Below are 25,184 nucleotides of genomic sequence, written 5' to 3'. Positions count from 1 at the left end.
TCATTCTTCTTATCCTTATAGGATACCCTGATGTAACGCGCAGTCTGCTTGTATGCTATAATGCCGGGTTCATTTATCTTTTGTCTTGCTGGCGCCGGGTTTCGCTTTATCCATTAATTTCCCCGGCCGGGCATTGGCATTTGGGGAAATAACTGCGAAGGCAAACAAACCAATTAGAAATCCTTTTTTCATGAACTTACTTTTATTTTAAAATTTTCATCGGATATACAAAGAACTACCGGCCAGTAATAATACCAACATATACCCAAAGCAATGCCAGGGCGATGTGTAGTGGTATCACAACAGCCAGTTTAAATACTACAATGTACGGCACGGTTCTTCGTTACTATAAGACGAACGTCATAAGTAAACGAGGACAAAACAACAGTGCAAAATTTTAAAAAATCAAATCAAACTCCATTTACATTTGGCAAGATTTTTTTAGAAATTACGAATTAGCCCGTATTCTACTCAATGAAGTAGGGGTGATACCGAGGTAGGATGCTATATAATAATGTTGTATCTCATTTTCAAGACCGGGGTATATTTTTCTGAACCAGTCTAGTTTCCCTTTGGCGTTTTCTTTCAGCAGCAGCACTTCCTTTTCCATTCTGCGCATACTGTCCATCATCAGTACGATGTTCCCAAATTGCTGCAGGTCTGCACTATAAGGCATTAACTCCTCCATTCTTGTATTATTGAATACTAAAACGGAAGCCTTGTCTGAAATAACCTGGACGTTATACACAGACTTGTTATTGATACCGCGCATGATAGCGGGCGTAACGGCATTGCCAGTTACATAAAAATTCACCGTAACATCTTCTCCCTCGGTGTTTAATATATATCCTCTTACAATACCCTCCAGTACAATAAATTCAGATTTTATAGTTTGCTGTTCCTGTTCCAGGAAATCTTCACAGTTAAGGACACGTACTTCTGCTGTTCCGGCCAGGGTTTCTGCGGTTTGAAGAGAAACAGGGGAATAGACATTTAATGCTTTTTGGATAATTTCAATCATATTAAAAAAGAATAATAAACAGGCCTGGTTAACTAATATAGGACATCTATTTTTTGATTCTTTCCGTGCTGGCAAGATGGCGTGGCTTGAAAAGAAAAATAGTGGCAATCCCCCAAATGGTGATCAGCACACCCATATAGTTAATGATATTTTTATTGGTAAAATCAGCCAGGAAAGCAATATCTACTGTGCTATGAAAAATGGCACAGACCAAAATGCTTGCTTTGGATGAATTGTATAACCAGGTGAGTAAAATACTGCCGGTAAGGAGACTAAAGAACCAGCCAAAAGTACCGCTAATGCCCATATCCATAAAACCGGGGCGATACAGGAATAAGGGCCAGTGCCACAAAGCCCAGAACACCGTCAGGATAAGGCTTGCTGCCAGTGCATTGAACCTGCTTTGCAGGCGGGGCAAGGCAAACCCGCGCCAACCTACCTCTTCACCAAAGCCGAAGAAAAGCAGGTTGTAAAGGAAGAATTGTATGAAACTGAAAGACGGAAATTCTTTCGCCACAAATAAACCTGATAAACTAATGGGTGTTTTATTGACAATAAAATCAATCAGCGATGCCATAACGGCCAGCAGAAAGGGGCTTAGCAAAGCTACCAGGGTGTAAACCAGTGGTTTTACTTTAAATAGTAGGATGCTTAATTTTTTAACACCATTCTTCTTTTCAATGATATAAGTGGTAATAAGCGACGCAATCAATGGACCTAACCCACCAATGCCGTGATGAAAAGGAAGGACGGGTAAACCATAAATGCCCAAAGCAGGGCTATATAAGGGGAACCAGATAGTCCAACTGATTAGATATGCTAGCGAAAAATAAATGATTAATGGTCTCATTCTTTTGCTGTTGTGCTTATATCCAATTAAATTCCAGTACAGTTTAATGGGATAGCAGGTTTTTGGGAGCCCGTTAAATGCTGCGGGTTTGGGTAAATACTCATAATTTGAGGTGTAAAAGAAAGAAATTTTTTTGAAAGTCAGTGTTGCCAATTTTTACAGAAACCGGATAATTGCTCCACCGCTTTGATTTGAAGTACCTAATAGTAAATAATTTATAGCTAACTATTTACCCTAATGAAATCATTTTATATTACCGGTTAATTTTATATCATTGTGCACTTTTTTCATTAACCTAGTCACATGAAATCGATTTATCTCTACCTGTTAACACTTACAATCAGCATTTCCAGTTTAGCCCAGCAAAAGATCTCAACAAAATGGGGGGAGGACATTAGACTAAAAAAAGGATCAACTGACCTAAAGGTTGTTTGTTCGGACAAAAGTGGGATCTACCTGCAGGAAGCCCATATTAAATTGAAAGTCTATTATTTATTTGGTGCTACCTTCAGAGGATCTGGTACCCTCATAAAAATGAATGCTGACCTTTCAGAAATTTACCGCCACAACTATGACAAAGAACTGCGTGGTAAAGAATTCGAACAGTTTTTTCCCCTAGGAGACGACTTATTTATCATTGCGTCCGTCTATAGCAGAAGCGACAGGATGATGGAACTATTTGCAGGAAAGGTCGACAAAGCAAGCGGCGACCTGACCATCAGATGGCAACAACTCACATCTTTCCGGCAGGAATACAAAACGGACAAGATTGAATTCAAACTCACTTACAATGCTGACAGCACTAAGATGGTGGTCGTAAGCAGCGTACAGGGCAAGGAAAGAAACCAGTACACTGTACAGGAGTTCGACAACAAGTTGAAAGGCGCTAAACCTGTTGTTATCTCAAATGAATTCGAAGCGAAGAAATACCAGCTTGAGGACGTAATTTATACCATCAACCATAAACTGATCCTGGTAGGTCGTACCTATGAATATGAAGAAGGTAAAAGGAAGAAAGAGAAGTTCCTCGACTTTAGTCACTACAATATTCGCATGTACGACGAATCAGGTAAGCAAACTTCAGAGATCAATACTGAGATCAATGGTAAATGGCTGAACAGCACCAGGTTGCTACAGGAAAAGAATCAGGACCTTATACTGGCGGCCTTCTACAGCAATGAAAAGAAAAGCAAGAGAGTAAATGGCTTGCTGGTGCAAAGGATTGACGCCAATACCGGGGCGGTAATTTCCACGTACGATAAAGTTATCAATGAGTCGATGTTGAGCAGCAAGGATAATATTGAAGAGGATGATAAAGAGGACGATAAAGAAGCTACAAACACGAAGAAAAACAAAGATAAAGAGCAGGAAAAGAACAAAGACAGTAAGAACGCAAAAGATAGTAAGAAAGCAAAAGACAGTAAGAAGGAAGATAAGAAAGATGACAAGGATGAACCGGAAGGATTTTCCAAATACATGAAATTCAAAAAGATCTTCTACACATCAGATGGCGGTCTTATGATACTTGCGGAAGGCTATGAATCTCATACCTATACCTATTCTTCCTACACACCAGGTACCAATGGTGCTCCGGGTATGTGGACATCTACTACCTACCAGGTATATACAAACGGTGATATTCTGATGTGTAAAGTTGCCGCCAAAGGTGAAATTGATTGGTTACAGGTGGTTCCTAAATCTCAAATTGAGCGATATCAGGTTGGTTCTGGTAGAGGACCAGGAGGGGGAGTAAACAGCAATCAGGGTTTCTTTGATGCTTTGAATCTTCCCTTTTATTGTGGCCTGGGTGTAATAAGATCTGGTACTAACATGTACCTGGTAATGAATGATAATCCTAAAAATGCCGGTGTAACCCAGTCAGGACAAAAGGTAAAAACTGTAAAGACATTCCGTAAGTCAGATTGTTTTATGCTTACAGTTGATGAGCTGACTGGCAAGATTAGTCGTAAAGTGCTTTTCAGTAATAGAGGAGTTCCTACCGCTATGCCAAAGCAGGGGGCAGTGATTGGAAATGATCTGTACCTGGTAGGTCGTACTGACAAAATGTTTGGTAAGACAAGAGTTGCTGTTGGTAAAATATCTGTGAAGTAAATCCAGATCACTGGGCTACAACAAATTAAAATATAAAAGCCTTCAGATCTTTTGATCTGAAGGCTTTTATATTTTGCGCTCTCAACAGCTTTCTGTAAGCCGCAAAATCATCGTTATTTCAAATTTGCAGTGAGTTGTAGTTTCTTATCTAGAATTTGAATGAGCATAAAAAGTTGCTTCTGAAACTGCATCGCTTCTTCCATGGAAAATGCATCATCCGAAAAGCTTTCGATAATCTGTTGGGGTATTTCCACTGCAATATTCTTAAACGCTTCTCCTTTCCTGGTTAATGAAATGAAGACCTTTCTTTCGTCTTCCTCAGATCGTACCCTGGACAGTAATTCCTTTTGTTCTAATCTTTTTAACAAAGGTGTTAGCGTGTTCGATTCAAGGTAAAGAATACTGCCTATTTCTTTAACAGTAAGATTGTTTTTTTGCCATAATACGAGTAAGACTAAATATTGCGTATAGGTGATCCCCAGCTTATCTAAAAACGGTTCATATATTTTTATAGTAAGCCTTGACGCAGCATATAAAGGAAAACAAATCTGGTTTTCCAGGAATAAAGCGCTAAACTTATTTTTTGAACTCATAACAATTCGCTTATAAAGGTGTCCATTTTCTCTGGTTTGGTAGTAGGTGCAAACCGTTTAACAGGTTTACCATTTTTATCTATTACAAACTTGGTAAAGTTCCATTTGATATTATTGCCTAACACCCCACCCAGTTCGTTTTTTAAATATGTAAAGATAGGATGGGCGCCCTTTCCGTTTACATCCACCTTGTCAAACATTGGAAAACTAACGCCATAATTCACCTGGCAAAATTCTTCAATTTCTTTTGAACTGTTTAATTCCTGGTTTGCAAATTGACTACACGGAAATCCAAGGATCACCAGGCCCTGGTCTTTATATTTTTTATACAGTTTCTCAAGCCCTTCGTACTGGGGGGTAAGGCCACATTTACTGGCAGTATTAACAACTATGATTGTCTTGCCTTTGTATTTGCCAAGTGATTCATCGCTACCACTAAGGGTTTTTGCATTAAAATCATAAATGCTCAATTGTGGGTCAATAGTTTTCCTTTTAAAAATATACCGCCAGCCGTTTGTAGACCAAAGTGCCCAAATAACAAGCAGTGGCTGAAAGAACAAGCGGATCAGCCGTTTTTGGTCAGTATCTAAACCAAAAGCATTGATATGGTTGGTGTATTGTGAAATGTTTCCGGGGAAAATCAAAATATAGAAAACGGCCAAAGCAATACCTACCTGGGGCCTGAATTTTGAGAGGAAAATCATACTCAGCCCAAGTAATATTTCAACAGCACCTGATGATAAAACAATAAAGTCCATAAATGTGGGTGAATCGGGCAGCCATCGTGGAACTTGTGCTAAAAATTCACTTCTTTGAAACGTTAAGTGTCCGATACCTGCTAACAGCATAAAAGAACCCAGTATGATCCTAAAAATGTTTTGAACAGTATTCGTTTTCATGTTGGTACTTTTGGTTTTATAATTGATGAGTTACTGTGAATGTCTGGATAGTAATTGACCTCGTTCCCTATTGTAATGACATCGATGATTTAAAACGTTATTGGCAATTGTTACGATATATTCCAGCAAGCTGTTCCTGGTAGTAGAATAGCCTTTCTCTGGTTATCCTGGAATAGAAATAATATGCATAGCCCATGTAATCTGCGTTGACAAGGTTTGTTAGCGCATTTACAGGCTTTGTGTTTCCGTTCGTATTGTTTAAAATTAAATCGTTTGCGATTCAAATGTACAATAAAGGCAGTAATTCTTTTTAAAAACCCAGGTTAAGTTTTTTTTCCTGTTTTATGGATCAATTATGGTTCCGGAAAAAGAAGCGGTACTTATATGAGTGAGAATGCTTTAAATAGAGGAAGCGAATTGTGAGGAAATGGGCATAAAAAGCAAGGAGAGGGATTAATGTTTTATGAGAGCAGGTTCTTTTGAAACAAGAATATTTTGTTAGTAGCGAAAAGGAGCTGTTCAGGAACGTTTATCCAATAAAATGATCAGTATAAGGTATTATGGCCCCTTTGGTGTTATATCCGGCCATAACTGTTTATTTTATAAAGTTATGGCCGGATATGAAAATTCGGCCGTTTTACAAAAGTTATAAATTGCTGGTGGCAAGTCGCAGCCCCGCCTATATCTCTATTACTTTGAGAGTGGGGCTATCGAGATTAAAGTAATTTTTCTTTGTGGGGTCTTCTGTACCTACCTCCAATACGAACCTGTATTTATACACCCCTGAAGGAACATCTCCCAGCAGGGCACCTGCCCAGTAATAAAATACTGAGGTATATTTTGAACGGATTTTATCCGGACCGCCTATAATTCTTAGTTCACGGAATATCTGATCACTCGCCACATCTGTACCACTTTCATTCAGCATCACAATGTTATTGATTTTTACAGAGGGCGGAAAGGTGCCATCCGGCCGTTTACCGGAGTCCATGGAATAGATGATCCAGTTCAAAATCTGCCCCTGTTTGCATACCGTTTGCAAATGGGGGGTACCCTGGCCCGTGCTTTCATTGCAGTTGTCCATCATATACACATTCCCTCCCAGGCTCTGGTTGACGTTGGTATTGTAAACATCTACAAAAGTAACCAGGTTAAGCTGCACGGAGTTAAGGGCATACAACCCGGACGATGTTGAATTTTGATCAAGCATTTCTACTATTTTTAGATAAGTTAATTTGTATTAACCGATCAGTTCAGGATTCTCTTCGGTTTCAAATTTTTGCTTTTGGTAGCCTATCTCAAAAGTGATTTTGTAAGGCGTGGAGGCTGCTTCTTTCAGCACTTCTCCTTCCCAGAAAACCACATCAGACTGTGGGTACTTTTTCTTTTCCAGCCTGCATATTTCCGGGTCGATAGAAATGTTACTGATTTCTGCAAAAGATTCGGGTTCCAGCGACATGAGTGTCCAGAAAAGCGTATCACCGGCTTTCACTTTTGTTTTTAATCTGCCGGTACCCTCATTGACAGAGCCTTTACTTTTATTATTGTCGAACAGATAGACATTGGCTTTCATGCTATCTTCCGCAAGCGCTCCTATTACATCAATAAGAGACATTATGGTAATTGTTCTTGATTCCATTTTTTGACATTTTTTTGTTACATCACAGGAAGCGTTCCCAGGCTACCGCCGGTAAACCCGTTGCGCATTGCGCCGCTTGATACCTTTATTTTAGCATCATAAGTAAAATTAACAGGCAGCCAAACCGTCTCATCGCCATGCAGCTCCGGTTTGTAGAGGGTAATGTGCATGGTGTAGGTATACACACCCGTCATATAGGTGTTCACAGCAGCACACCAGTACCAGCCACCCTTGATAGGAGCGGGTGTTCCGTATTGTGCCGGGTAGATAACGCCTTTTTCTACTGCTTCCCCGGTGATATTATAAATCTGTGGAGTGAGGTAACTGATATCGGACATTTCAGCACCGCCCAAATCGCCCGTTCCTTGCTGATTACCCGCATCTGCGGCAAACTTCATTTGCGGAGCTTTATTTGCTGAAACGAAATTACCTCTCAGGTCCATCAGCGGCACATCATCACTTATCTTCCTGCCGGTTTTATCTTTTAACCTGGTGAGTGCCGGTACTGCCAGAGTAGCAGCCAAATGGCCGCTATTTGAGAAACCACCGCCTTCCCCCTCTGCCATTTCCGCGTCACCGCTGGAGCTGACTGAGCGTATCAAATCATCTTTCAGTTTATCCAAACGGTCGTCTGCGTAAAAACGCGGCAACTGGGGCGATAAGGAGGTAATGCTATAAGGTAGCCAGTTAATCAGCTGTTCGCTGGCCTGTGATCCATCGAACCAGTGTGTACCATTAATAGCAGAAACCAGTTTACCGGTGCCTTCATTTTCTGAGCCCTCCGTTTTCAGGTTATCTACCAAATACAGGTTTCCCTCCAGCGTTCCTGCGTCTAAAGCCGCCGGAATATCCACAAGCATAATTATAGTAACTTCTTGTGCCATTGTTATCAGGTTTTTTAAACGTTAGTTAAGCTTTTATCATAATAGCGGCTGTACTGATATGCATGGTACTGTTTTTACCTTCCCCCATTTCCAGCTGAAGCCTGTAGAAATACTTTTGATTAGGGATGAGATAATAAGGCACTACACCAGACCATTCAAAGTAATCCGGATTAGTCAGTTGCAGGCCGGTGCCTGTTGCAGGCTGGTACCCACCGGGCAGGTAACCGAATGCGGGTATAAAATCAATCCTGCTGATGGCCAGTGGCGTTTGCAGGTCTACCGCGTAGCAGGTCCACTTAATGGTTTGCCCGGGCACGCACAGGGTTACCAGGTCCGGGCCACCCTTTCCATAGCTGCCCCATACACTGTCGTCCATCAGGTAGATACTGCTGTTCAGATTTTTGTCTGACAGGGCCTTAATTACATCTACCGATACAATGATATTTGTGTTGTACTGCATCTTGTATTATTGAAATATGTCTCTGATTAATGGTACTTTTCCTACATTGGTTTTGTGCAGCTGATCGCTGCCTTTGGCTATAAACCTGATAAAGAATTTGTACTTCGTATTCCTGATATTGTTGCTATTGGCTTCCAGCTTGTTAAACAGGGAGAGGGAACCTGCAAAAGCATCATAAAACAATTGCTGCAAATCAGCATCGTTTAATTCGGCAGTTAGTTTACGGGTATACTTCTCCGGATTATCCACCGTTGCCAGTAGCTCCAGCCGGCTATCTTTCCGGTAGTTTACAAACTGAATTTCCTGTGCCAGCTCCTGCAGATCTGCTATGCTTTTTGCCTTAAGCGCATTGGCGACCATTTTATACGCATTAGGAGCAAAATACTGGGTATCGCCCAGGTGTATCATATCACCGCTTCTTCCGGAAAACTCAAACTGAAAGGTTTTAAGTGCATCGGTTACAATATTCTCCCTGCGTATTACGCGGTCGCCCACCTTATACCGGATTACCGGCACTTCATTACCTAACAGTCTTGTTACCACCAGTTCTCCTTCCTCACCTACAGCCACCCATTTGCCGTTTTCATCTACCACTTCTACAAAATGAAGGCCCGGTACGGCAGCCAGGCCAGCTGACTCGTGGTTTATCTGCAGCCCTATTGTTTCTGCCTGGGTGGCAGCGAAATAACTTAAGATAACCACATTGGGATAAAGGGCTTTCAGCTCTTCCTGCTGGAGATTGGTAAGCAGTCCGCTGCCATACATGGCTACCCGGAAGCTTTTCCGCGCCTCTTCAGGCATTCCGGCGCCCAGCTGGCTCAGAAGAGCAATGCCCTGCGATATACCCATAATGGCTTTGGGTCCTTCATAGCTCATCATATGCTGGTATACATCTTTATTCAGCGGACCTGCGCCAATGTAATTGATGCCTGGTATTTTCTGCAACACACCACCTACCATGGTACCACTGCTCCACATCTGGTAATCGGCAAGTGTGGTGGCCACCCATTTGGGCTGTGTGCCGGTAAGATATTTGTTAAGCATATGTTTGCCAATGAACTCACCGGCAATCTCATAAGTTTCCTGTAACTCTTTTAGCGGGTATACTGTTTCTGCGAGTACGCCCGAAGTGGTACCCCCGCTGGCTACTATTTCAAAACCTCCATGATGCAATGGCACTACCATCCCTGGCCGGGAACCGTTAAAAAATTCGGCCATTTTACTTTTACCTGATATAGGCAACTGCTGCCAGTCATCCCAGTTAGCAGGTGCTTGTTTTAAACCTGACTTGTTGATATACTTTTTCCAGAGAGGATTAAGCAGCAGAATATTGGTAATCTGCTGTAACCTTCTGAAGGTAAGGGCTTGCTGGTCTTCAATATCCACTGTGCAATATTCCTTATTCAGCTCTTTGGCAAACTCCTTTAGTTTATCATAAAACGAAGGCAGCTGAATGACCTCTTCAATACTTCGGGGCTGCAGCTCACTATCGGGTATTAATTTATTAATCAGCTCTGTAACTGGATTTGTGTCTGTCTTTTTGGGCTTCATTTATAAAATATTTATTGCAGTATGGAGCTTGTGTTGGGCGGAACGGCCATTCTGGGCAGCAATTATGTCCTGCCCTGTTCTTCTTATTTCCTGCAGCAGCATGCGAAAATGTTTCATTTCAATTTCATGATTCATGAAAACAACTCTCAGCACTTCCTGCCCGTTTAATTCCACCTTGGAAATAAAGAACCTACCTTCTTCTTTTATTTTGTTACGGGTATTTAACTGAAAATGAGGATGTACTTCCGGGTCCAGGTTATCGGGTACATACCGGAAACAGAGAATATTTGCCTGCGGCTGGTGAACAAGCTCAAAATCATTTTCATTGCACAGTATATTATATGCTTCTGCAGCCAGGTAACAAAGACGATCTATCTTTTGAGAAAATACCGCTTTGCCATGCATCGCCCAGGACACCCAAAGATTCATAATCAAAGGTCTTTTAGTGCATTCAAAGTTTTGTTCACCACTATCCAGCGCAGTGTAAATGTCTGCCTCTTTCTCAAAAACATAACTGGCGTCCTGCCGGAAAGCGCCGTAGCTTCTTTGTTTATCTTTATAAAACAGCAGCGTGCAGGTACCGGGTGTAAACAGCATTTTATGTGCGTCCCATATAAACGAATCTGCGTTTTCCAGGCCCTTTAGTTTATACCGGTGACTGTCCGATAGTAAAAGGCTGGCGCCGTGGGCACCATCTACATGAAACCAGATATTGTTTTCGCGGGCAATGGTACTCAGTTCTTCCAGCGGATCAAATGAACCCGTGTCTGTAGTACAGGCAGAAGCTACCATGCAAAATACATGAAGGCCTTGCTCCTTCGCTTTTTTAAGCATCAGCGGAACCCTGCGGCTGTCAATCTGGTTTTTGTCGTTTACAGGCAGCTTCACAATCTGGTCTTCACCAACGCCCATAATACCAATGGCTCTTTTAATGCTGTAATGTGCATTTTCACTAATGGCCACAGCAGGTCTTCCTTCTGGCTGTATACCATGCAGGCCACTGTTCCATACATTAGGATATTTATAATTGCGGGCGGCCAGCAATGCGGTCAGGTTAGCCAGTGAGCCGCCAGAAGTAGTGACCATGGTAAACGTATCCTCAGGATAGCCGATATACTTATTCAGCTCTTCCTGCATAATGCGCTCTGCGACATTGGGCAGTTGTGCGGCTTCATAAAAAGAAGATGGCTGATTAACAGTGGCATTTACCAGGTCAAACACGCCGGATAAGGGCAGTACTCCTGAGAACTGGCGGCCCATATACCCTTTGGAATGTACCTGTATCCCTGTCTTTGTATACAGGTCAATAATTTTTCTGAGACGGTTTTCATCAAATGCTGCAATTTCTTCTGACGCATTTGTCATAAGGCTTCTGGCCTTCTGGGTAAGAATAGCAGGATCTGTAAGCGCCAGACCGCTTACCGGCTCAATGTTCTGCAGATATTGTTCCAGGGAAGAGACAACTACCTCCGATATATTCCTGAATGCTTTTGTAGAAAAAGCTTCCTCACAGGAAATACTTTCAGTTGTTTGCAGGGGAACATAAGAGGAGTTATAGTTAACTGGTCCAGCAATTTCATTTAGGGACATAGCATTCATTTTTCAATTAGTTATTTTCTTTAATGCAGTGCGCTACCAGGTATACCAGATGATAATACCTGGAAATTATTGTTGAAGTGGTGTTTACGAAAAAATAGACGTGGTATTTATAAATAAAATCCCAGCGTTCCGTTAAATGCTCACAGGAAACAATAATTAAATGAAAAATCATCTGTTAGAGGAAAGTTCCGGCTTTAGGAATAAGAGACGGAACTTTCTCTAACATTTATGATGTTTAAAAATGGATGTAATCAGGCAAGCTGACGAAGGAATACAGCTGGCTCTCCTGCATCTGTGCAGGTAAGTGAATTAAAGGAAATAAGGTGTCCATCTTTCGTTTTACCGGTAATGAGAATACCTTGTAAACCTACTGCCAGTGGGCTCACACGGTGACCACTGGTTACCTCCACTCCCATTTCATGTGGTGTACCGGTCTTGGTAGCAATAATATTACCTGTACCATTGACGATAAGCAGTTTTTGACCAATAGCCGGTGGTGCAAAAAGCTGGCTTACGGTAATATCTGTAAGCGCGGCAATGGGGAAATAGGGAGGTGTTGAATAGCTGCCCGGCACATAGTGGAAAGGCACATAATAAGCATTGATCGTGAGACCGAATGTAGGCTCCGGACCGGCTTGCAAACAGTATACCCAATGGGAAGTAAACGGTACACCATACTCAGTTTCGCCAATAGCCACATAACTTTCGTGAACAACCAGTGGGGCCAGCTCTTTGCCGCCACTGAGGCTAAGATTATACATTACATTAGTAAACAGCGTGCCTACAGAATATACGCCGGAGGCACCTTCAATTACTTTCGTTAATGCAGGGCCTACACCGTAACCCGGCCAATTTGCATAAGGATAAACGTTTACGTTTTTTACTTTAATAGCGCTTGGGAACATGTCTTTTAGGTTTTAGGTTATATTTAATGAGGAACAATGACTAATTAATTATATTGAATCATGGCGTTGAATTACATAACAACGGATAAGGATCAAAAGTTGAGGAGCAGGGATAAAATATTTTTTTCGCTGGATTAGTGCTAAAACAGACAAGAACGATATTCTGGATTTGTAAATTTATTTCCCACATTTTTAATTACAACCTGTTCTCGGGGGAAGCAGAAATCTTGTACCTGACCTGGAGGATGTCAATGCACTTCTGTGGAAGAAGACCTTTACTACTGCCGAAGGGGAAGTGCCTTTATTGGGAGCTATACATCCTTTGGTGAAAAGAGAAATATAGCTTTTATCATCCATGGATGATCTTTTTGCCCGGGTAAATAGTATCTTGAGAACTTGCTTACATTTTACAATTTTATATATAGAGAAAAATGGAATTGTCAATTGATAATTATAAGAACATACTGTCTAAAGATCTGGTAAAAAGATCGGAAAAGTGTATCGTAAGAGAATGTGATGAAATTGAAAAAAATAAATATCAGGCCTATGTCGATGAAAATGATGTAAGCTTTGATGTCACTATTTCATTGAATGATAAAAAGGAAGTCCTGCATCATGATTGTGATTGTGATAGCAAAGCAGCTTTCTGCCAACATAAAATAGCATTGTTTCTCTATACTGGCAAAAAGGGGAAGAAGAAGTTGCCGGGAAATCCAAAAAAATCAAACAAGCTTGACATACTTGTAAATGAAGCTGATATCGGGGAGCTGCGGAAGTGGGTAAAAGAAATATTGATAAAGAACAAGGATATGGAACTTGCTTTTGTCCATCATTTTTCAAGCCAGCAAAACAAGTACACTCCGCAGGAAGTAAAGAAACTTACGCTGGATGCTGTCAAGGCAGTCATAAAAAATAAAAGGAAAATAGAGGCCGGAGAAGTGAAAAAAATTGTTGATCTCTGGACAGAAATACATCTTCCTATAGTAGAAAAATATTTTTCGGGTGTGACAGATGTAGAATCATTTAAAAATTTTAATGCAATAGTAGAAAGCTACGAGGAAATACAGCGGAAGCTTAGCTCATCCAGTAATAAGATGATTAAATACCTGGAAAGCCTGTTTGACAAAGCTTTGATATCCCTAAATGAATTGCAGCATGAAGATGACTGGAAATTAGCCTTAGGTTATTTTGCTGACCAGATTGACGTAGAAACCTTTGATCAGAGGATTAATTATTTATCCTTCCTCGAAAAAGCAATTGGATATAATGGAACGTCTAAAGGGAGAACTTTGATCGATAAATTGCTAAAGCAATATACCACGTGTGACCCAACAAAATTTTACCACGGCAAAATATATACAGAAACCTTGTTTAAAATTGTATTAAATAATGACTTGTTTGATGCGTACTACAAGGTCTTTAAACCTATCACTTTTAACAATGATTACAATGAGCTGCTGATAGAGAACCTGATTAATTCCGGACATGTAAAGCTTGCAGAGAAATATTGCTGGGAACAGATTAAAAGTAATTTCCGAGAAGAATATAATCTGCGCTATTTACAATTCCTGAAAGAAATAGCGACGCTTGAAAATGATGAACATAAACTAGCTGAGGTATTAAAATACCTTTTCCCTAATACATTTGATTTTGATGATTTTCTTTTTATTTATTCAAGGATAACAAATGAGGAAGAGAAGAAGAAGTGGCGCAGTAAGGTTTTATCACGGGCAAGACAATTGGCATCCCAGAACCTTGATGCAATAAAATTTTCTTTTAAACTATTGGAATTCGATAATAAGTATGGGAAAATGATAGATTATATCAATGAATATACTCCTTATAACATTATTTTGGAATATGCTGAAAGGATCATTCTTGCCAATAAAAAAGAATTCTTGAAAACGATTTTCAATAAGGCCGATCTTACATATGATATGGACGAAGAAGAAGCGATGGAAGCTATTCCAAAGCTACCCGGCTTGTTAAAGAAATATTATACCGAAAGTGAAATTGAATTTAGCATAAATAATGCATTAAAATCCGGTTGGTACCATAGACCCAATATGTTAATATCATTTATCCGGAACACAAAAGAGGTGAAGACCCGTTAAATATTAGGCAGAGGTGTTTCAAATTCATTAAAGAGATCTTTAGTGGAAGCCGGGAATTATCTAAAGACCTTTGGATCTATAATCAATGGAATTGGGAACAAAAGCATCCAGTAATACATTTAAGGCTAAGTAAGCTTGACTATCAAAAATCAGGGCTATATGAAGCGCTTAGTATTGAGATAGGTATTTTGGCAAAAGAGCAGGGAGTGGAACTGGAATCCAACCATTTGAAAGGAAGATTTGAAGAATTGATCCGTAGGGCTTCAGGCAATGGAAAGGTTTTTGATCCTGATTGACGAATATGATAAACCTATTACCGATTACCTGGAAGATTTTAAATTTTATAATCACGCATTTAGACTCAATGGTACAACTTATTATTAATCGGTATTGGAGATACATGTCTGCCATGTTTGTTTTGATCTTCACAGGATGCGGTGTAAAGTTGCCTGGAAAATATATCCCAGCTGTTCAGCATCAACGGTCATTCTCAGAACTGGATCTTCACGAGGATAGCACGTTTACCTATGACATGTTCACCGAGTTGGTGAAAGATACGTTTTACGGGAAATGGTATGTGTATAACGATACAGTGCAATTGCATATTACCCGGCCATTTGATGAGGATAGCCTTATTAAACCTGAGCGCGTGATCAGTAAGAAAAATGCTGCTGTTGGTGACGGTCAGAATCGTGTACAGGTTATTGTACAGGATGTGAAGAAGTTTACGCTTGCAAAGGTTTTCATTAACGATGCTACTACACCCGCTTTGTTGAATGATGATGCGATGGTTACTGTGAACGGTAAGATCACTAAGATCAATATTCTGTTTAATAATATCAGGCCTCGTACGTTTCTGATTGACTCACATCAGGACAATGATTTTGTCATTATGTTATATGATAAAGAATTTATTCCGATCAGTTACAAAGCGCCGATCAGAAAATGGTTACTGAAAGAAAAGAGATTGTTACCACTGGATGAACATAATATGCCTTATAAAGGGAATATTTATAAGCATAAATAGGGGGCTGACGAAAAAGGGTACTCCCTCCCGGGTGGGTGATGGAAACGAAATGGTTTTTGCGCAATTCTCAGCACCTGCTAATTAGGTAAAAGAAACCATCAACTCTCCTGCTTTTTTATAGCATCTTTCTCACCAGGTAGTAATGAATGCCATCATGGAAATTATGAATCTCCTTCTGTCATACCTTAATTCTGGTATGTACTCCTGCCATAGCTGCTTTATGTGTGAATGATATTACTTCCCTCCGCATCTCTTCTGCCTCGCAACAATTACATACACACGCGCAATTCTATACTTTTTGAATCCTGGGGGGTGTTGCCTTCCCTGTGACCTGATTCCTGAATTGGGGGTAGATGGAATAAGAAGAGGAGGAACCGTGTATAAGACAGAGAGCCGTACATAACGATGTTTAGAGATCATTAAAAGAGCACTAAAATAGTACCTCAATATCCAATCGATATTCTGGTGATCTTACAATAATATTTTAGTACTCATTTAATGTTAAAGAAGGACTATATCTCACCAGAAAAAGCTAACATTGTATTGTAACCTCAAAATTGTTTGCTATGGCCATAGTAAAGGACAGTTTACTATTAGATAAAGTCCGGGGTGTACTCGGCAATGAGTTCGTGATATACGAACGAAATGGTCAGATCATCATCGCTAAAAAGCGTGGCCCCTCGAAGGGGAAGCCTACCACAAAGCAGTTAGAAGCCAGGTATAAGATGAAAGTGGCAGTGGCTTATGCCAAGGCTGTCATTATGGATCCCGAGATAAAGGCGTATTATAAGTCCCTGGCTGGCCCCGGGCAGAATGCCTTTAATATGGCGGTCAGAGATGCTTATCAGTCACCCGAGATCCAGGATATTCAATTCGAAGCAGAGACCGTGGTTGTGACAGCGAAGAATGAATTCAGGGTAGCGGAGGTGAACGTAAGAGTGGAGGATGCCCGGGGTGTTATCCTGGAGCGGGGAAAGGCCCTTTTAAGCCGAAATGGCGTGCATTGGTCTTATAAGGTAAGCACAGTACCACCAGGTGGAAAACTTGTGATAGTGGCGGTAGATTTGCCAGGAAATGAAACGGTGCGGGAGCTGCAGATAGAATAGAGGCATATTTTAATGGAAAATGACCATCTACTCATGATCCGTTCCCTCATTCATTGAAAACCTATGGAGGCTTTAGTGCCAATGGTATTAAATAAAATACACATCGGCTCTGATCCTATTGTCATAAAATAGGAAGTACTATATATTGCCGGTGTATATTCGGGCGTTCAACGAGCCCTGACTTTAAGTCTTTAAAATAGTTAATGTAAGCGGTGCGATTACCTGGTTTGAGATATAACCACATGCATTCTCCATTTGCTTTTTTAATGACTAAATGGGGCATAGAATGGCTATTCATTCATTCTGAATTTCCATTTAATCAAAACCTCCTCAACTAACATTTGTAGTGCTGACTGGCTTAATCAATCGTAGCATATAACCACGTTAGTTATACTAACCGTCTTCCCTGGTAATATATATTTTCAGATTATCGAGGTTTTCTATCGCATAAAGTTCGTCGAAGACCTCATACCGCTGCTTTTTACAGCGGATTATGGTCATATCATCTTCGGTATACGTGTCAATACTTTTTTCGAAAATCCTCATAAAAATAAGGAAAGGGCATACATATTGGGTTATATTTTTATGACTAATATTTAACCGATAATTAATTTAAATCCCTCTGTTAATTTGCTGATAATTAATGTGATATACTTTGTTTAAACTATCTATGTTAAGTGTTATGGTATTGAAAATTAATTAGTTTTTATATTAAATTTATCTTGATTGATTATAAGCTACCTTGAAAATGCAATTGCTTTCCTTGATCGTATATTAGATCCAATTAGGAATGGTGCCTGAAACCTTTATTCGGATTGCGCTTTAGCCTGTTTGTTATAGAATTTATTTTAACTTTGTTTTTATGAGGAAATATCCGATAGGTATACAAGACTTCGAGAAAATAAGAAAGGAGAATTTTTTATATATTGATAAAACTCAATCAATATATAACTTAATTGCATCTGGCAATTATTATTTTCTAAGCCGGCCCAGACGATTTGGGAAATCCCTGTTGCTATCCACCATTAAGGAGATATTTAGTGGAAACAGGGAATTATTTAAAGACCTTTGGATCTATAATCAATGGAATTGGGAACAAAAACATCCAGTAATACATTTAAGGCTAAGTAAGCTTGACTATCAAAAATTAGGGCTATATGAAGCGCTTAGTATTGAGATAGGTATTTTGGCAAAAGAGCAGGGAGTGGAACTGGAATCCAAACATTTAAAAGGAAGATTTGAAGAATTGATCCGTAAGGCTTCTGCCAATGGAAAAGTTGTAATCCTGATTGACGAATATGATAAACCTATCACCGATTATCTGGATGATCTGGGAAAAGTGGAAGAAAACAGGTCGATATTTAAGAGCTTTTATTCTGTATTAAAGGATTCAGACCCATATATTCGTTTGTTGTTAATTACCGGAGTTAGCAGATTCCCTAAAGTGAGTATTTTTTCTGATTTAAATAATCTTAACGATATCACCATTCATCGAAAATATGCCACAATTGCCGGAATTACCCAGCAGGAATTAGAGAGAGACTTTGCGGATGAGATTGCAGAAATACAGCAACATCAGCCTGATTTTTTAGGAAAGTTGAAGTCATGGTATAATGGTTATGCCTGGCATGAAGAAGCTGAACGTGTGTACAATCCATTTTCTTTACTGAAATATATGGATGGTCGTGATTTCAGGAATTATTGGTTTCATACAGGTACGCCTACCTGGTTAGTGAACATTATGAAGCAAAACAGGGAATATGATCTGGAAAATGTACATATTGGGGAAAATGCACTGAGTAGTTTTAATGTAGAACATATTGCTGTGATACCCGTACTGTTTCAAACAGGCTATCTGACTATTAAAGGATATAATTCTAATAATAGATTGTATAAGTTAGGATACCCAAATACAGAAGTTAGGGAAAGCCTGACAGATGCGCTGCTGAGTGCTTACAGGAATGTATTTCCGGGTAACGACTCAATGTCTGTTACAGATGATTTGAGCGAATCATTGAAAAAAAATGATATGCCTCAAATGATCAAAGCATTGGATGTACTATTATCAACGATTCCTTATGATCATTGGAAAGCAGAAAGCGAATCGATTTTTCATATTATTGTTCATCTTTCCTTTAAGCGCTTAGGTTTTGATGTACGCAGTGAAGTACACAGTGCTACCGGCAGGTGCGATGTGCTTGTATTTACTGATCGATATATTTTTGCATTAGAGTTAAAACTGAATAGCTCAGCGAATGTGGCGCTAGACCAGATCTTTGAGAAAGGATACTTGCGTCCCTATCAAATGGATGCAAGAAAGAAAATCGCTATAGGTATCAATTTCTCCTCAGAGAAAAGAAATGTTCAGGACTATTTAGTTAAAGAATTGGAATAATAATTTATCTCCATAATGATATTTCCCGCGGATAAAATAAGTGCATAGCAGCTTTCCTGGGCATCTCCCCCTCTCATCCCGCTAATTTCAGGATATAATTCCCCAATTTTGTAATATCTTGCCTCCAATCATTATTTATCCTTATGCCATACCAGCCGGGATTACACCTGTTAACCACAGTGTACTCCCCGAGAATAGACTTATTACAGCATAGCAGCTGCTGGAAAACATTCATTCAGGGACAGATCGAGCAACATCAGCTGACAGCCGTGGGGCAAAACATTCATGATTTTCCAGGTGGTGGATTCACTGCCGTACACTGTTTGACGGAATCGCATGTCTCTATTCATACCTGGCCGGAATACGGCTTATGTACCTGCGATGTATTCCTCTCTAACTTTAGGAAAAACAATGACCTGATTACCGAAGCGATCATGCAGGAGATCCTGCGCTTCTTCGAAGCTACCCGTCATGAATCCCATTCCCTGAGAAGATAACATTTATACCCATGAACACTTTTAAATGTCCCACTTGTAGTACAATCCTGTCAGTTTTTGATCCCGTAAGAACAGAAGTATTTGTTTGTCATCATTGCTATTCCATCCTTCATAAAGAATCGTCGGCTCCTTTAGCTTTCAGGGTGACAGGTAAGCTCAGGGAAGCAAAATACCACCAGCTGATCCCTCTGGGAGCCACAGGTATCATCAACGGCATAGCATATACTGTCATCACCTACGCAGAACGTGTAGAAGTCGGCGCTGACAAATACTGTTGGGTAGAATATACCCTCCGCAGGAATGAGGATAATGTAAACGTCTTCCTCTCTACATTTAATGGTCACTGGCTATTACTTTCCCCAATGGAAAACGATGGGCTGGTATGTGCGCCTCCTCAGAAATATGCGCCAACAATAGATGTCGATGGTGTTACACTTAAACATTTCCACAATTATCATGCTTTCTACCGTGCGGTAAGAGGAGAGTTTCATTTTGACATCAATTTCTCCAGGAACATCGAGTGCTTCGAATATATTGCTCCTCCAAAATTGCTGGCAGTTGAATATACTTCTAAGACGGAGATTGATCTGTTTTTTGGAGAGTACATACGTCCAAAACAGGTTAGCAAAGGACTCCTCAATGGTGGGAGGGTGCCGCGTCGTACAGGTGTAGCGGCGGCTCAGCCATTTTATGTCAATTTTGACTGGTTCCGCGGCTTAGCCGGTGTTATGATTTTTGGTGTATTGGCATTCGTCATCCAGTACTATTATAACCTGAATGCAAGCCAGAAGGTAGTATCCTATATGCAACTGAATGTGGATGATACCACTATGAACCGTCCCCGGGTGAGCGAAAGCTTTGTAGTTTATAAAATGTCCAATATGGAAGTTACTATCAGTGGCGATGTGGACAACAACTGGTGTGCAACTGATATCGATCTTGTCAATGAAAAAGATGGTAAGGAGCAGACTGTTGCACTGGAATCATCTTACTATCATGGGTATTCCGATGGAGAAAGCTGGGCGGAAGGAGATAAAGTAGCCTCTGCGTTTGTTTGTAGCATTCCTCCGGGTACATACCATCTCGTAGTCACTCCCTATAAAGAAAACTACGGGTCGCCGGTATCTGCTACGGTGACAGCCACATGGAATACATATACATTATGGAACCCGTTCTTTCTCACCTTAATTATGTTGGTGATATGTATACTCGTCCAAATTGGGAATTATTTTTTTGAAAAAAAACGTTGGGAATAATATCATGGAAGAAAATGTTAGTCCATTCAATATAATACGCAGAATCTGGAAAAGAGATGGCTTCATCATAAGTGTTGCATCTATACTGCTGGTAGTACTTGTGATCTCGAATCGTTACGGTTATCGTGTCTGCAATTGTGCCAGTACAGAGAAATACGTACCTGGCCAGGATAGACAGAACGGTCACTCCGGTGTTCATACTTTCTATCACAAATAATGGCGAATATGTTTAAGATAAATAGGCCGTTGGAATTCCTGTTATTACTATCAGTATTCGTAATCGCCACCTGTGGACTTATTTATGAGCTGATAGCAGGTACGCTTGCCAGTTATTTACTAGGCGACTCCGTTACACAGTTCTCCACCATCATCGGTTGCTACCTGTTCTCTATGGGGATAGGGGCATACTTGTCCCGTTTCTTTAAAAAAGAATTGCTCAGCTGGTTTATTCAGCTGGAAATTCTTGTAGGCCTGATTGGTGGTATCAGTCCTGCCATCCTTTTTCTTTTATTCGACCAGGCAGCCTCTTTTCGCCTGATCTTATATTTGCTGGTAGGTCTTACGGGTACGCTGGTTGGTCTGGAGTTACCCCTGTTAATGAACATTCTGAAGAATAGGTATGAATTCCGCGATCTGGTATCACGGGTATTTACATTTGATTATATCGGTGCGTTGTTGGCATCAATCGTTTTTCCGCTGGTACTCGTTCCTTATTTAGGATTGATACGTACCGCATGCTTCTTTGGTGTGCTCAATGTGCTGGTAGCGATCCTTGTATGTGTGAAATTCAGATCAGAGGTAAAATGGGCAAGGTACTTAAATATCAAAGCATTGGCTGTGATCGCGGTGCTGTCGCTCATTTTTGCCTGGGCAAATAAGATCATGTCCTTTTCGGAAGGACTGGCATTCCGGGATCCTGTTATCTTTTCCCATTCATCTCCTTATCAGCGTATCGTTATCACCCGCAATAATTATGAGCTGAGATTATACCTTAATGGCAATCTTCAGTTCAGCTCTGCGGATGAATACCGCTATCACGAAGCGCTTATACATCCTGCCATGCTGTATGGCGCACAACATAAGCGTGTACTGATACTGGGTGGAGGAGATGGCATGGCGGCCCGTGAAGTACTAAAATATAGAGATGTAGAAAGCATCACGCTCGTGGATCTCGATGCGAGTATGACGAAGCTGTTCAGGGAAAGTTCGCTGTTATCCGCACTGAATAAGCAATCCCTCAGTTCTTCCAGGTTGCAGGTGATCAATGCTGATGCTTTTCAGTGGCTCAGGAAAAATAAGAAGCTATTCGATATTGTGGTGATCGACTTTCCTGATCCGGGTAACTATGCTGTGGGTAAACTATACACCACCGCTTTTTATAGAGAGCTGAAGCATTCACTGGGTGACAGCAGCGTTATCGTTGTACAATCTACTTCGCCATTTGTGGCGCCTAAGGCATTCTGGTGTGTGGATAAAACATTACACGATTGTGGGTACCATACCATTCCTTATCATACTTATGTACCTTCATTTGGGGAATGGGGATATGTGATGGCGTCTCCCACATCACTCACAGATCATCATACAGCGATACCTGCTGGTCTGCGTTATTTCGCTGCGGGTATTTTCCCACAGATGTGCCAGTTCTCTGCTGATATGGATAAGAGAGTGGTGCAGGCAAATCATTTAAACAACCAGGTACTGGTGCAATATTTTGAAGATGAATGGGGAAAATACCAGGAGTAAAACACTTACCCGCAAAGATTTTCTTTGGTATATGGCGCTGGTTGCCGGGGCTACTGTCACGGAGACACAGTTTATTGCCTGTAGCAGGAGAGCGGATAAATATGCGCATATAAAAGGTAAAATAAACGGTGCTTCTGCTGCTATTGGTCATCAGCTTCGTAATGGTTCCTTTGCTACACCTGATCAAACAGAAATCCTCGATACGGTAATAATCGGTAGTGGTATTTCGGGCCTTTCAGCTGCGTATCATTTGCTAAAGAATAATTACACGAACTTCAAAGTACTGGAGCTGGAATCTCAGCCCGGTGGCAATGCTGCGGGTGGAGAAAATGCTTATTCTGCTTATCCGTTAGGGGCGCATTATCTGCCTGTTCCGAGCCTGGATAATCAGCCACTGCTGAACTTTCTGCAGGATATTGGTATGATCACGGGTTACGACGATAAGCAGTTGCCTGTGTACCAGGAGACAGACCTTCGTTATGATCCGGAGGAGCGGTTATTTATTCGTAATCGCTGGCAGGAAGGGTTGGTACCGCAATTTGGTGTGAGTGATGCAGCGCAGGCAGAATTTCGCCGTTTCTTTGCGACGATGGAAAAGCTGCGTTGGCAGAAGGGGAGTGATAACCTGTACTTGTTCGATATACCTGTCGTCTATAGCTCAAAAGATCCGGAAACACAGGCGCTGGATAATATCTCAATGAAAGCATATCTGCAGCATGAGGGGTATCATTCAGAAGAGATTTACTGGTACCTGGATTACTGTTGCCGGGATGATTATGGAGCTGGTATAGAGATCATAAGTGCATGGGCAGGTATTCATTATTTTGCTTCCCGCAAGGGCAAGGCGGCCAATGCAGATAATGCTGCGGTGCTTACCTGGCCGGAAGGGAATGGACACCTGGTGAAAAAGATGCGTGATATTATAGGAGCGCGTATCCAGACTGATAGCCTGGCATATAAGGTAACACCTGCCGGTGATAAGGTATGGGTCGATTACCTGGATGTAAAAACAGGTGCTACAAAACGAATCATTGCTAACACCTGTATCATGGCAACACCGCAGTTCGTTACGCATCGGTTATTACCGGATGGTGATTACGATCATCATTTCAACTATTCACCGTGGCTGGTCGCTAATATTACCCTCGATCCTTTATCTGATTCAAGGGGGTTCCAATTGTGCTGGGACAACGTCTTTTACAAAAGTCGTTCCCTGGGTTATGTAAATGCACAGCATCAGCGCTTAACATTGGAGGTTCCTGCACAGCAGGTGCTGACATATTACCTGCCGCTGGATCACCTGCCACCTGCTGATTCCCGTAGATATGCATTGAATTTGCCACATGAGCAATGGGTGAAATTGATAACTGATGATATGGAAGTAGCGCATCCTGGCATTCACGCGCTCATTAAGGACATTGAAGTATGGATATGGGGGCATGGTATGATTCGCCCTACAGTTGGATTTATAACGGGTGCGAACGTAGTGGCTGCGCGGGAGAGTAAGCATAAGAATATCTTTTTTGCCCATTCAGATCTGAGTGGGATTTCTATATTTGAGGAGGCGTTTTACTGGGGTAATAAGGCTGCGGATGGTGTATTGGCTACAAAAGAAAGTAAGACATTCCATTCCCATTCTTCATAATGAATAACCAAAATGTATTAGCGGTTTAAGATTTATTAAACAAGTTTATTATTAGAAAGCTACCTGTGCAATTATACTTTGGATTAAATCTGCTGGAACTGATAAATCTTCAAGAAATATATCGTTATACCTGAACTCAAAAAGTCCACACAGGTCCTACTAAGTTTTGTGTTGGATAGTATTGGGGATGATCATGGAGCGATAGATTTATTGTTTAATCGATTTGAAAATCAAGTAGTCGGTTTACCAAATCAAGGGAAAGCAAATCTTGGCGAGGTAACATTCTTTTATCCTGGTTTCCCCTTAAGATTGTACGCGCTAAGAGTAAATAATCGCTCAGATTTGGTTGTTCTATTTAATGGCGGAGTAAAGTCAGCTTCAACAACCCAGGCAAGTAAGGATCTGAATTTAAAATGGCGCGAGGCTTGCCAATTTGCTAGAAGAATAGAAGAAGCATTACAGGATAGGGAGATCAGCATTGACCTAAAAAAACAGGAAAATACGAGCTAATGATAGTGAGGAAATTATTTTATAAAATCTTATCGATATGCGAAGTAAAGTAGCAACGCAAATTCAGGAGGAAACACCGGAAGAAGTGAGAATATTTGTAAGACAATATACTGATATTGTCATTAGGATTAACCAGATTTTGCAGGCAAAAGGATATACACAAAAAGACCTCGCTGAAAGAATGGGGAAAAAACCCTCTGAGATAAATAAATGGTTAAAAGGTAATCATAATTGGACGTTGATGACATTGGCTAAATTAGAAGCCGAGCTTGGAGAACCAATAATTCATATTTCAAACCACCGTTTGCAAAAAAATAGAAAGAAACAAATTGCTTGAAACACTTGAAGGCACATGTTTTAGGTAAAAAAACAGCT

Annotated in this window: 25 protein-coding genes; 12 read left to right on the top strand and 13 right to left on the bottom strand. The window is 40.7% G+C overall.

Annotated features, from left to right (window positions below; all coding sequences use genetic code 11):
- Positions 1–69 precede the first annotated feature (69 nt).
- From U0033_RS19435 to U0033_RS19425, 3 genes are all read right to left on the bottom strand, one after another.
- Complete coding sequence (locus U0033_RS19435) at positions 70–192, bottom strand: hypothetical protein (RefSeq protein WP_262487782.1); 123 nt, start codon at positions 190–192, stop codon at positions 70–72.
- A gap of 256 nt (positions 193–448) precedes the next feature.
- The gene (locus U0033_RS19430) at positions 449–1,021 is read right to left on the bottom strand and encodes a Crp/Fnr family transcriptional regulator (protein ID WP_072365121.1); all 573 of its coding nucleotides are present in this window, start codon (positions 1,019–1,021) and stop codon (positions 449–451) included.
- Between the two features lie 46 nt (positions 1,022–1,067).
- A complete protein-coding gene (locus U0033_RS19425; RefSeq protein WP_072365190.1) occupies positions 1,068–1,871 on the bottom strand; it encodes a type II CAAX endopeptidase family protein in 804 nt (267 codons plus the stop codon).
- A gap of 303 nt (positions 1,872–2,174) precedes the next feature.
- Here U0033_RS19425 and U0033_RS19420 point away from each other — a divergent pair, with 303 nt between their 5' ends.
- The gene (locus U0033_RS19420) at positions 2,175–3,983 is read left to right on the top strand and encodes a hypothetical protein (RefSeq protein ID WP_072365123.1); all 1,809 of its coding nucleotides are present in this window, start codon (positions 2,175–2,177) and stop codon (positions 3,981–3,983) included.
- 113 nt (positions 3,984–4,096) lie between these two features.
- Here the strand turns inward: U0033_RS19420 and U0033_RS19415 are convergent, their stop codons facing one another.
- The 9 genes from U0033_RS19415 to U0033_RS19375 form a co-directional block, all read right to left on the bottom strand.
- Positions 4,097–4,576, bottom strand: a complete 480-nt coding sequence (locus tag U0033_RS19415) for a MarR family winged helix-turn-helix transcriptional regulator (RefSeq protein WP_072365125.1) — start codon at positions 4,574–4,576, stop codon at positions 4,097–4,099.
- The gene (locus U0033_RS33520) at positions 4,573–5,475 is read right to left on the bottom strand and encodes a hypothetical protein (RefSeq protein ID WP_083571848.1); all 903 of its coding nucleotides are present in this window, start codon (positions 5,473–5,475) and stop codon (positions 4,573–4,575) included. Before U0033_RS33520 ends, U0033_RS19415 begins: the two co-directional genes overlap by 4 nt.
- Before the next feature lie 679 nt (positions 5,476–6,154).
- A complete protein-coding gene (locus tag U0033_RS19405; RefSeq protein WP_072365127.1) occupies positions 6,155–6,685 on the bottom strand; it encodes a hypothetical protein in 531 nt (176 codons plus the stop codon).
- Positions 6,686–6,715: 30 nt separating this feature from the next.
- Positions 6,716–7,114, bottom strand: coding sequence for a hypothetical protein (locus tag U0033_RS19400; protein ID WP_143150924.1), 399 nt, complete (start codon positions 7,112–7,114; stop codon positions 6,716–6,718).
- A gap of 17 nt (positions 7,115–7,131) precedes the next feature.
- Positions 7,132–7,998, bottom strand: a complete 867-nt coding sequence (locus U0033_RS19395) for a hypothetical protein (RefSeq protein WP_072365131.1) — start codon at positions 7,996–7,998, stop codon at positions 7,132–7,134.
- A 25-nt stretch (positions 7,999–8,023) separates the two neighbouring features.
- Positions 8,024–8,458 carry a hypothetical protein gene (locus tag U0033_RS19390; protein WP_072365133.1) on the bottom strand — a complete coding sequence of 145 codons (435 nt, stop codon included), beginning with the start codon at positions 8,456–8,458 and terminating at the stop codon, positions 8,024–8,026.
- Positions 8,459–8,464: 6 nt separating this feature from the next.
- Positions 8,465–10,009, bottom strand: a complete 1,545-nt coding sequence (locus U0033_RS19385) for a phenylacetate--CoA ligase family protein (protein ID WP_072365135.1) — start codon at positions 10,007–10,009, stop codon at positions 8,465–8,467.
- The gene (locus U0033_RS19380) at positions 10,010–11,599 is read right to left on the bottom strand and encodes a pyridoxal phosphate-dependent decarboxylase family protein (RefSeq protein ID WP_177318720.1); all 1,590 of its coding nucleotides are present in this window, start codon (positions 11,597–11,599) and stop codon (positions 10,010–10,012) included.
- A gap of 260 nt (positions 11,600–11,859) precedes the next feature.
- The gene (locus tag U0033_RS19375) at positions 11,860–12,513 is read right to left on the bottom strand and encodes a hypothetical protein (RefSeq protein WP_072365139.1); all 654 of its coding nucleotides are present in this window, start codon (positions 12,511–12,513) and stop codon (positions 11,860–11,862) included.
- A 431-nt stretch (positions 12,514–12,944) separates the two neighbouring features.
- Between U0033_RS19375 and U0033_RS19370 the strand changes: the two genes are divergently transcribed.
- The 3 genes from U0033_RS19370 to U0033_RS19355 all read left to right on the top strand — a co-directional run bounded on the left by U0033_RS19370 (position 12,945) and on the right by U0033_RS19355 (position 16,760).
- On the top strand, positions 12,945–14,627 hold the full coding sequence (locus U0033_RS19370; protein ID WP_072365142.1) for a hypothetical protein: 1,683 nt from the start codon (positions 12,945–12,947) through the stop codon (positions 14,625–14,627).
- 400 nt (positions 14,628–15,027) lie between these two features.
- Positions 15,028–15,654: a hypothetical protein gene (locus U0033_RS19360; RefSeq protein ID WP_072365144.1), complete on the top strand. Its 627-nt coding sequence runs from the start codon at positions 15,028–15,030 to the stop codon at positions 15,652–15,654.
- A gap of 566 nt (positions 15,655–16,220) precedes the next feature.
- Entirely contained in the window at positions 16,221–16,760 is a 540-nt protein-coding gene (locus tag U0033_RS19355; protein WP_072365146.1) for a hypothetical protein, read from the top strand.
- A 393-nt stretch (positions 16,761–17,153) separates the two neighbouring features.
- Here the strand turns inward: U0033_RS19355 and U0033_RS19350 are convergent, their stop codons facing one another.
- On the bottom strand, positions 17,154–17,306 hold the full coding sequence (locus U0033_RS19350) for a hypothetical protein (protein ID WP_177318721.1): 153 nt from the start codon (positions 17,304–17,306) through the stop codon (positions 17,154–17,156).
- A gap of 316 nt (positions 17,307–17,622) precedes the next feature.
- On the opposite strand from U0033_RS19350, the gene U0033_RS19345 reads away from it, so the two are divergent.
- The 8 genes from U0033_RS19345 (at position 17,623) to U0033_RS19310 (ending at position 25,146) form a co-directional block, all read left to right on the top strand.
- Positions 17,623–19,155 carry an ATP-binding protein gene (locus tag U0033_RS19345; protein ID WP_072365148.1) on the top strand — a complete coding sequence of 511 codons (1,533 nt, stop codon included), beginning with the start codon at positions 17,623–17,625 and terminating at the stop codon, positions 19,153–19,155.
- 143 nt (positions 19,156–19,298) lie between these two features.
- On the top strand, positions 19,299–19,652 hold the full coding sequence (locus U0033_RS19340) for an S-adenosylmethionine decarboxylase family protein (protein WP_143150925.1): 354 nt from the start codon (positions 19,299–19,301) through the stop codon (positions 19,650–19,652).
- Positions 19,653–19,663: 11 nt separating this feature from the next.
- Positions 19,664–20,908: a DUF4178 domain-containing protein gene (locus U0033_RS19335; protein ID WP_083571849.1), complete on the top strand. Its 1,245-nt coding sequence runs from the start codon at positions 19,664–19,666 to the stop codon at positions 20,906–20,908.
- Positions 20,886–21,125 carry a hypothetical protein gene (locus U0033_RS19330; protein WP_177318722.1) on the top strand — a complete coding sequence of 80 codons (240 nt, stop codon included), beginning with the start codon at positions 20,886–20,888 and terminating at the stop codon, positions 21,123–21,125. The genes U0033_RS19335 and U0033_RS19330 overlap by 23 nt, the downstream gene beginning before the upstream one ends.
- A gap of 8 nt (positions 21,126–21,133) precedes the next feature.
- Entirely contained in the window at positions 21,134–22,654 is a 1,521-nt protein-coding gene (locus U0033_RS19325) for a polyamine aminopropyltransferase (protein WP_072365194.1), read from the top strand.
- Positions 22,629–24,299: an NAD(P)-binding protein gene (locus U0033_RS19320; RefSeq protein ID WP_072365156.1), complete on the top strand. Its 1,671-nt coding sequence runs from the start codon at positions 22,629–22,631 to the stop codon at positions 24,297–24,299. The genes U0033_RS19325 and U0033_RS19320 overlap by 26 nt, the downstream gene beginning before the upstream one ends.
- Positions 24,300–24,467: 168 nt before the next feature.
- A complete protein-coding gene (locus tag U0033_RS19315; RefSeq protein WP_143150926.1) occupies positions 24,468–24,809 on the top strand; it encodes a hypothetical protein in 342 nt (113 codons plus the stop codon).
- Positions 24,810–24,846: 37 nt separating this feature from the next.
- Complete coding sequence (locus U0033_RS19310; RefSeq protein ID WP_072365160.1) at positions 24,847–25,146, top strand: helix-turn-helix domain-containing protein; 300 nt, start codon at positions 24,847–24,849, stop codon at positions 25,144–25,146.
- The last annotated feature ends 38 nt before the right edge of the window (positions 25,147–25,184 follow it).

The sequence above is a fragment of the Chitinophaga sancti genome, assembly GCF_034424315.1.
GTDB lineage: Bacteria > Bacteroidota > Bacteroidia > Chitinophagales > Chitinophagaceae > Chitinophaga > Chitinophaga sancti.
The sequence above is the reverse complement of the archived record's forward strand: the minus strand, read 5'-3'. Positions and strand labels throughout refer to the sequence as shown.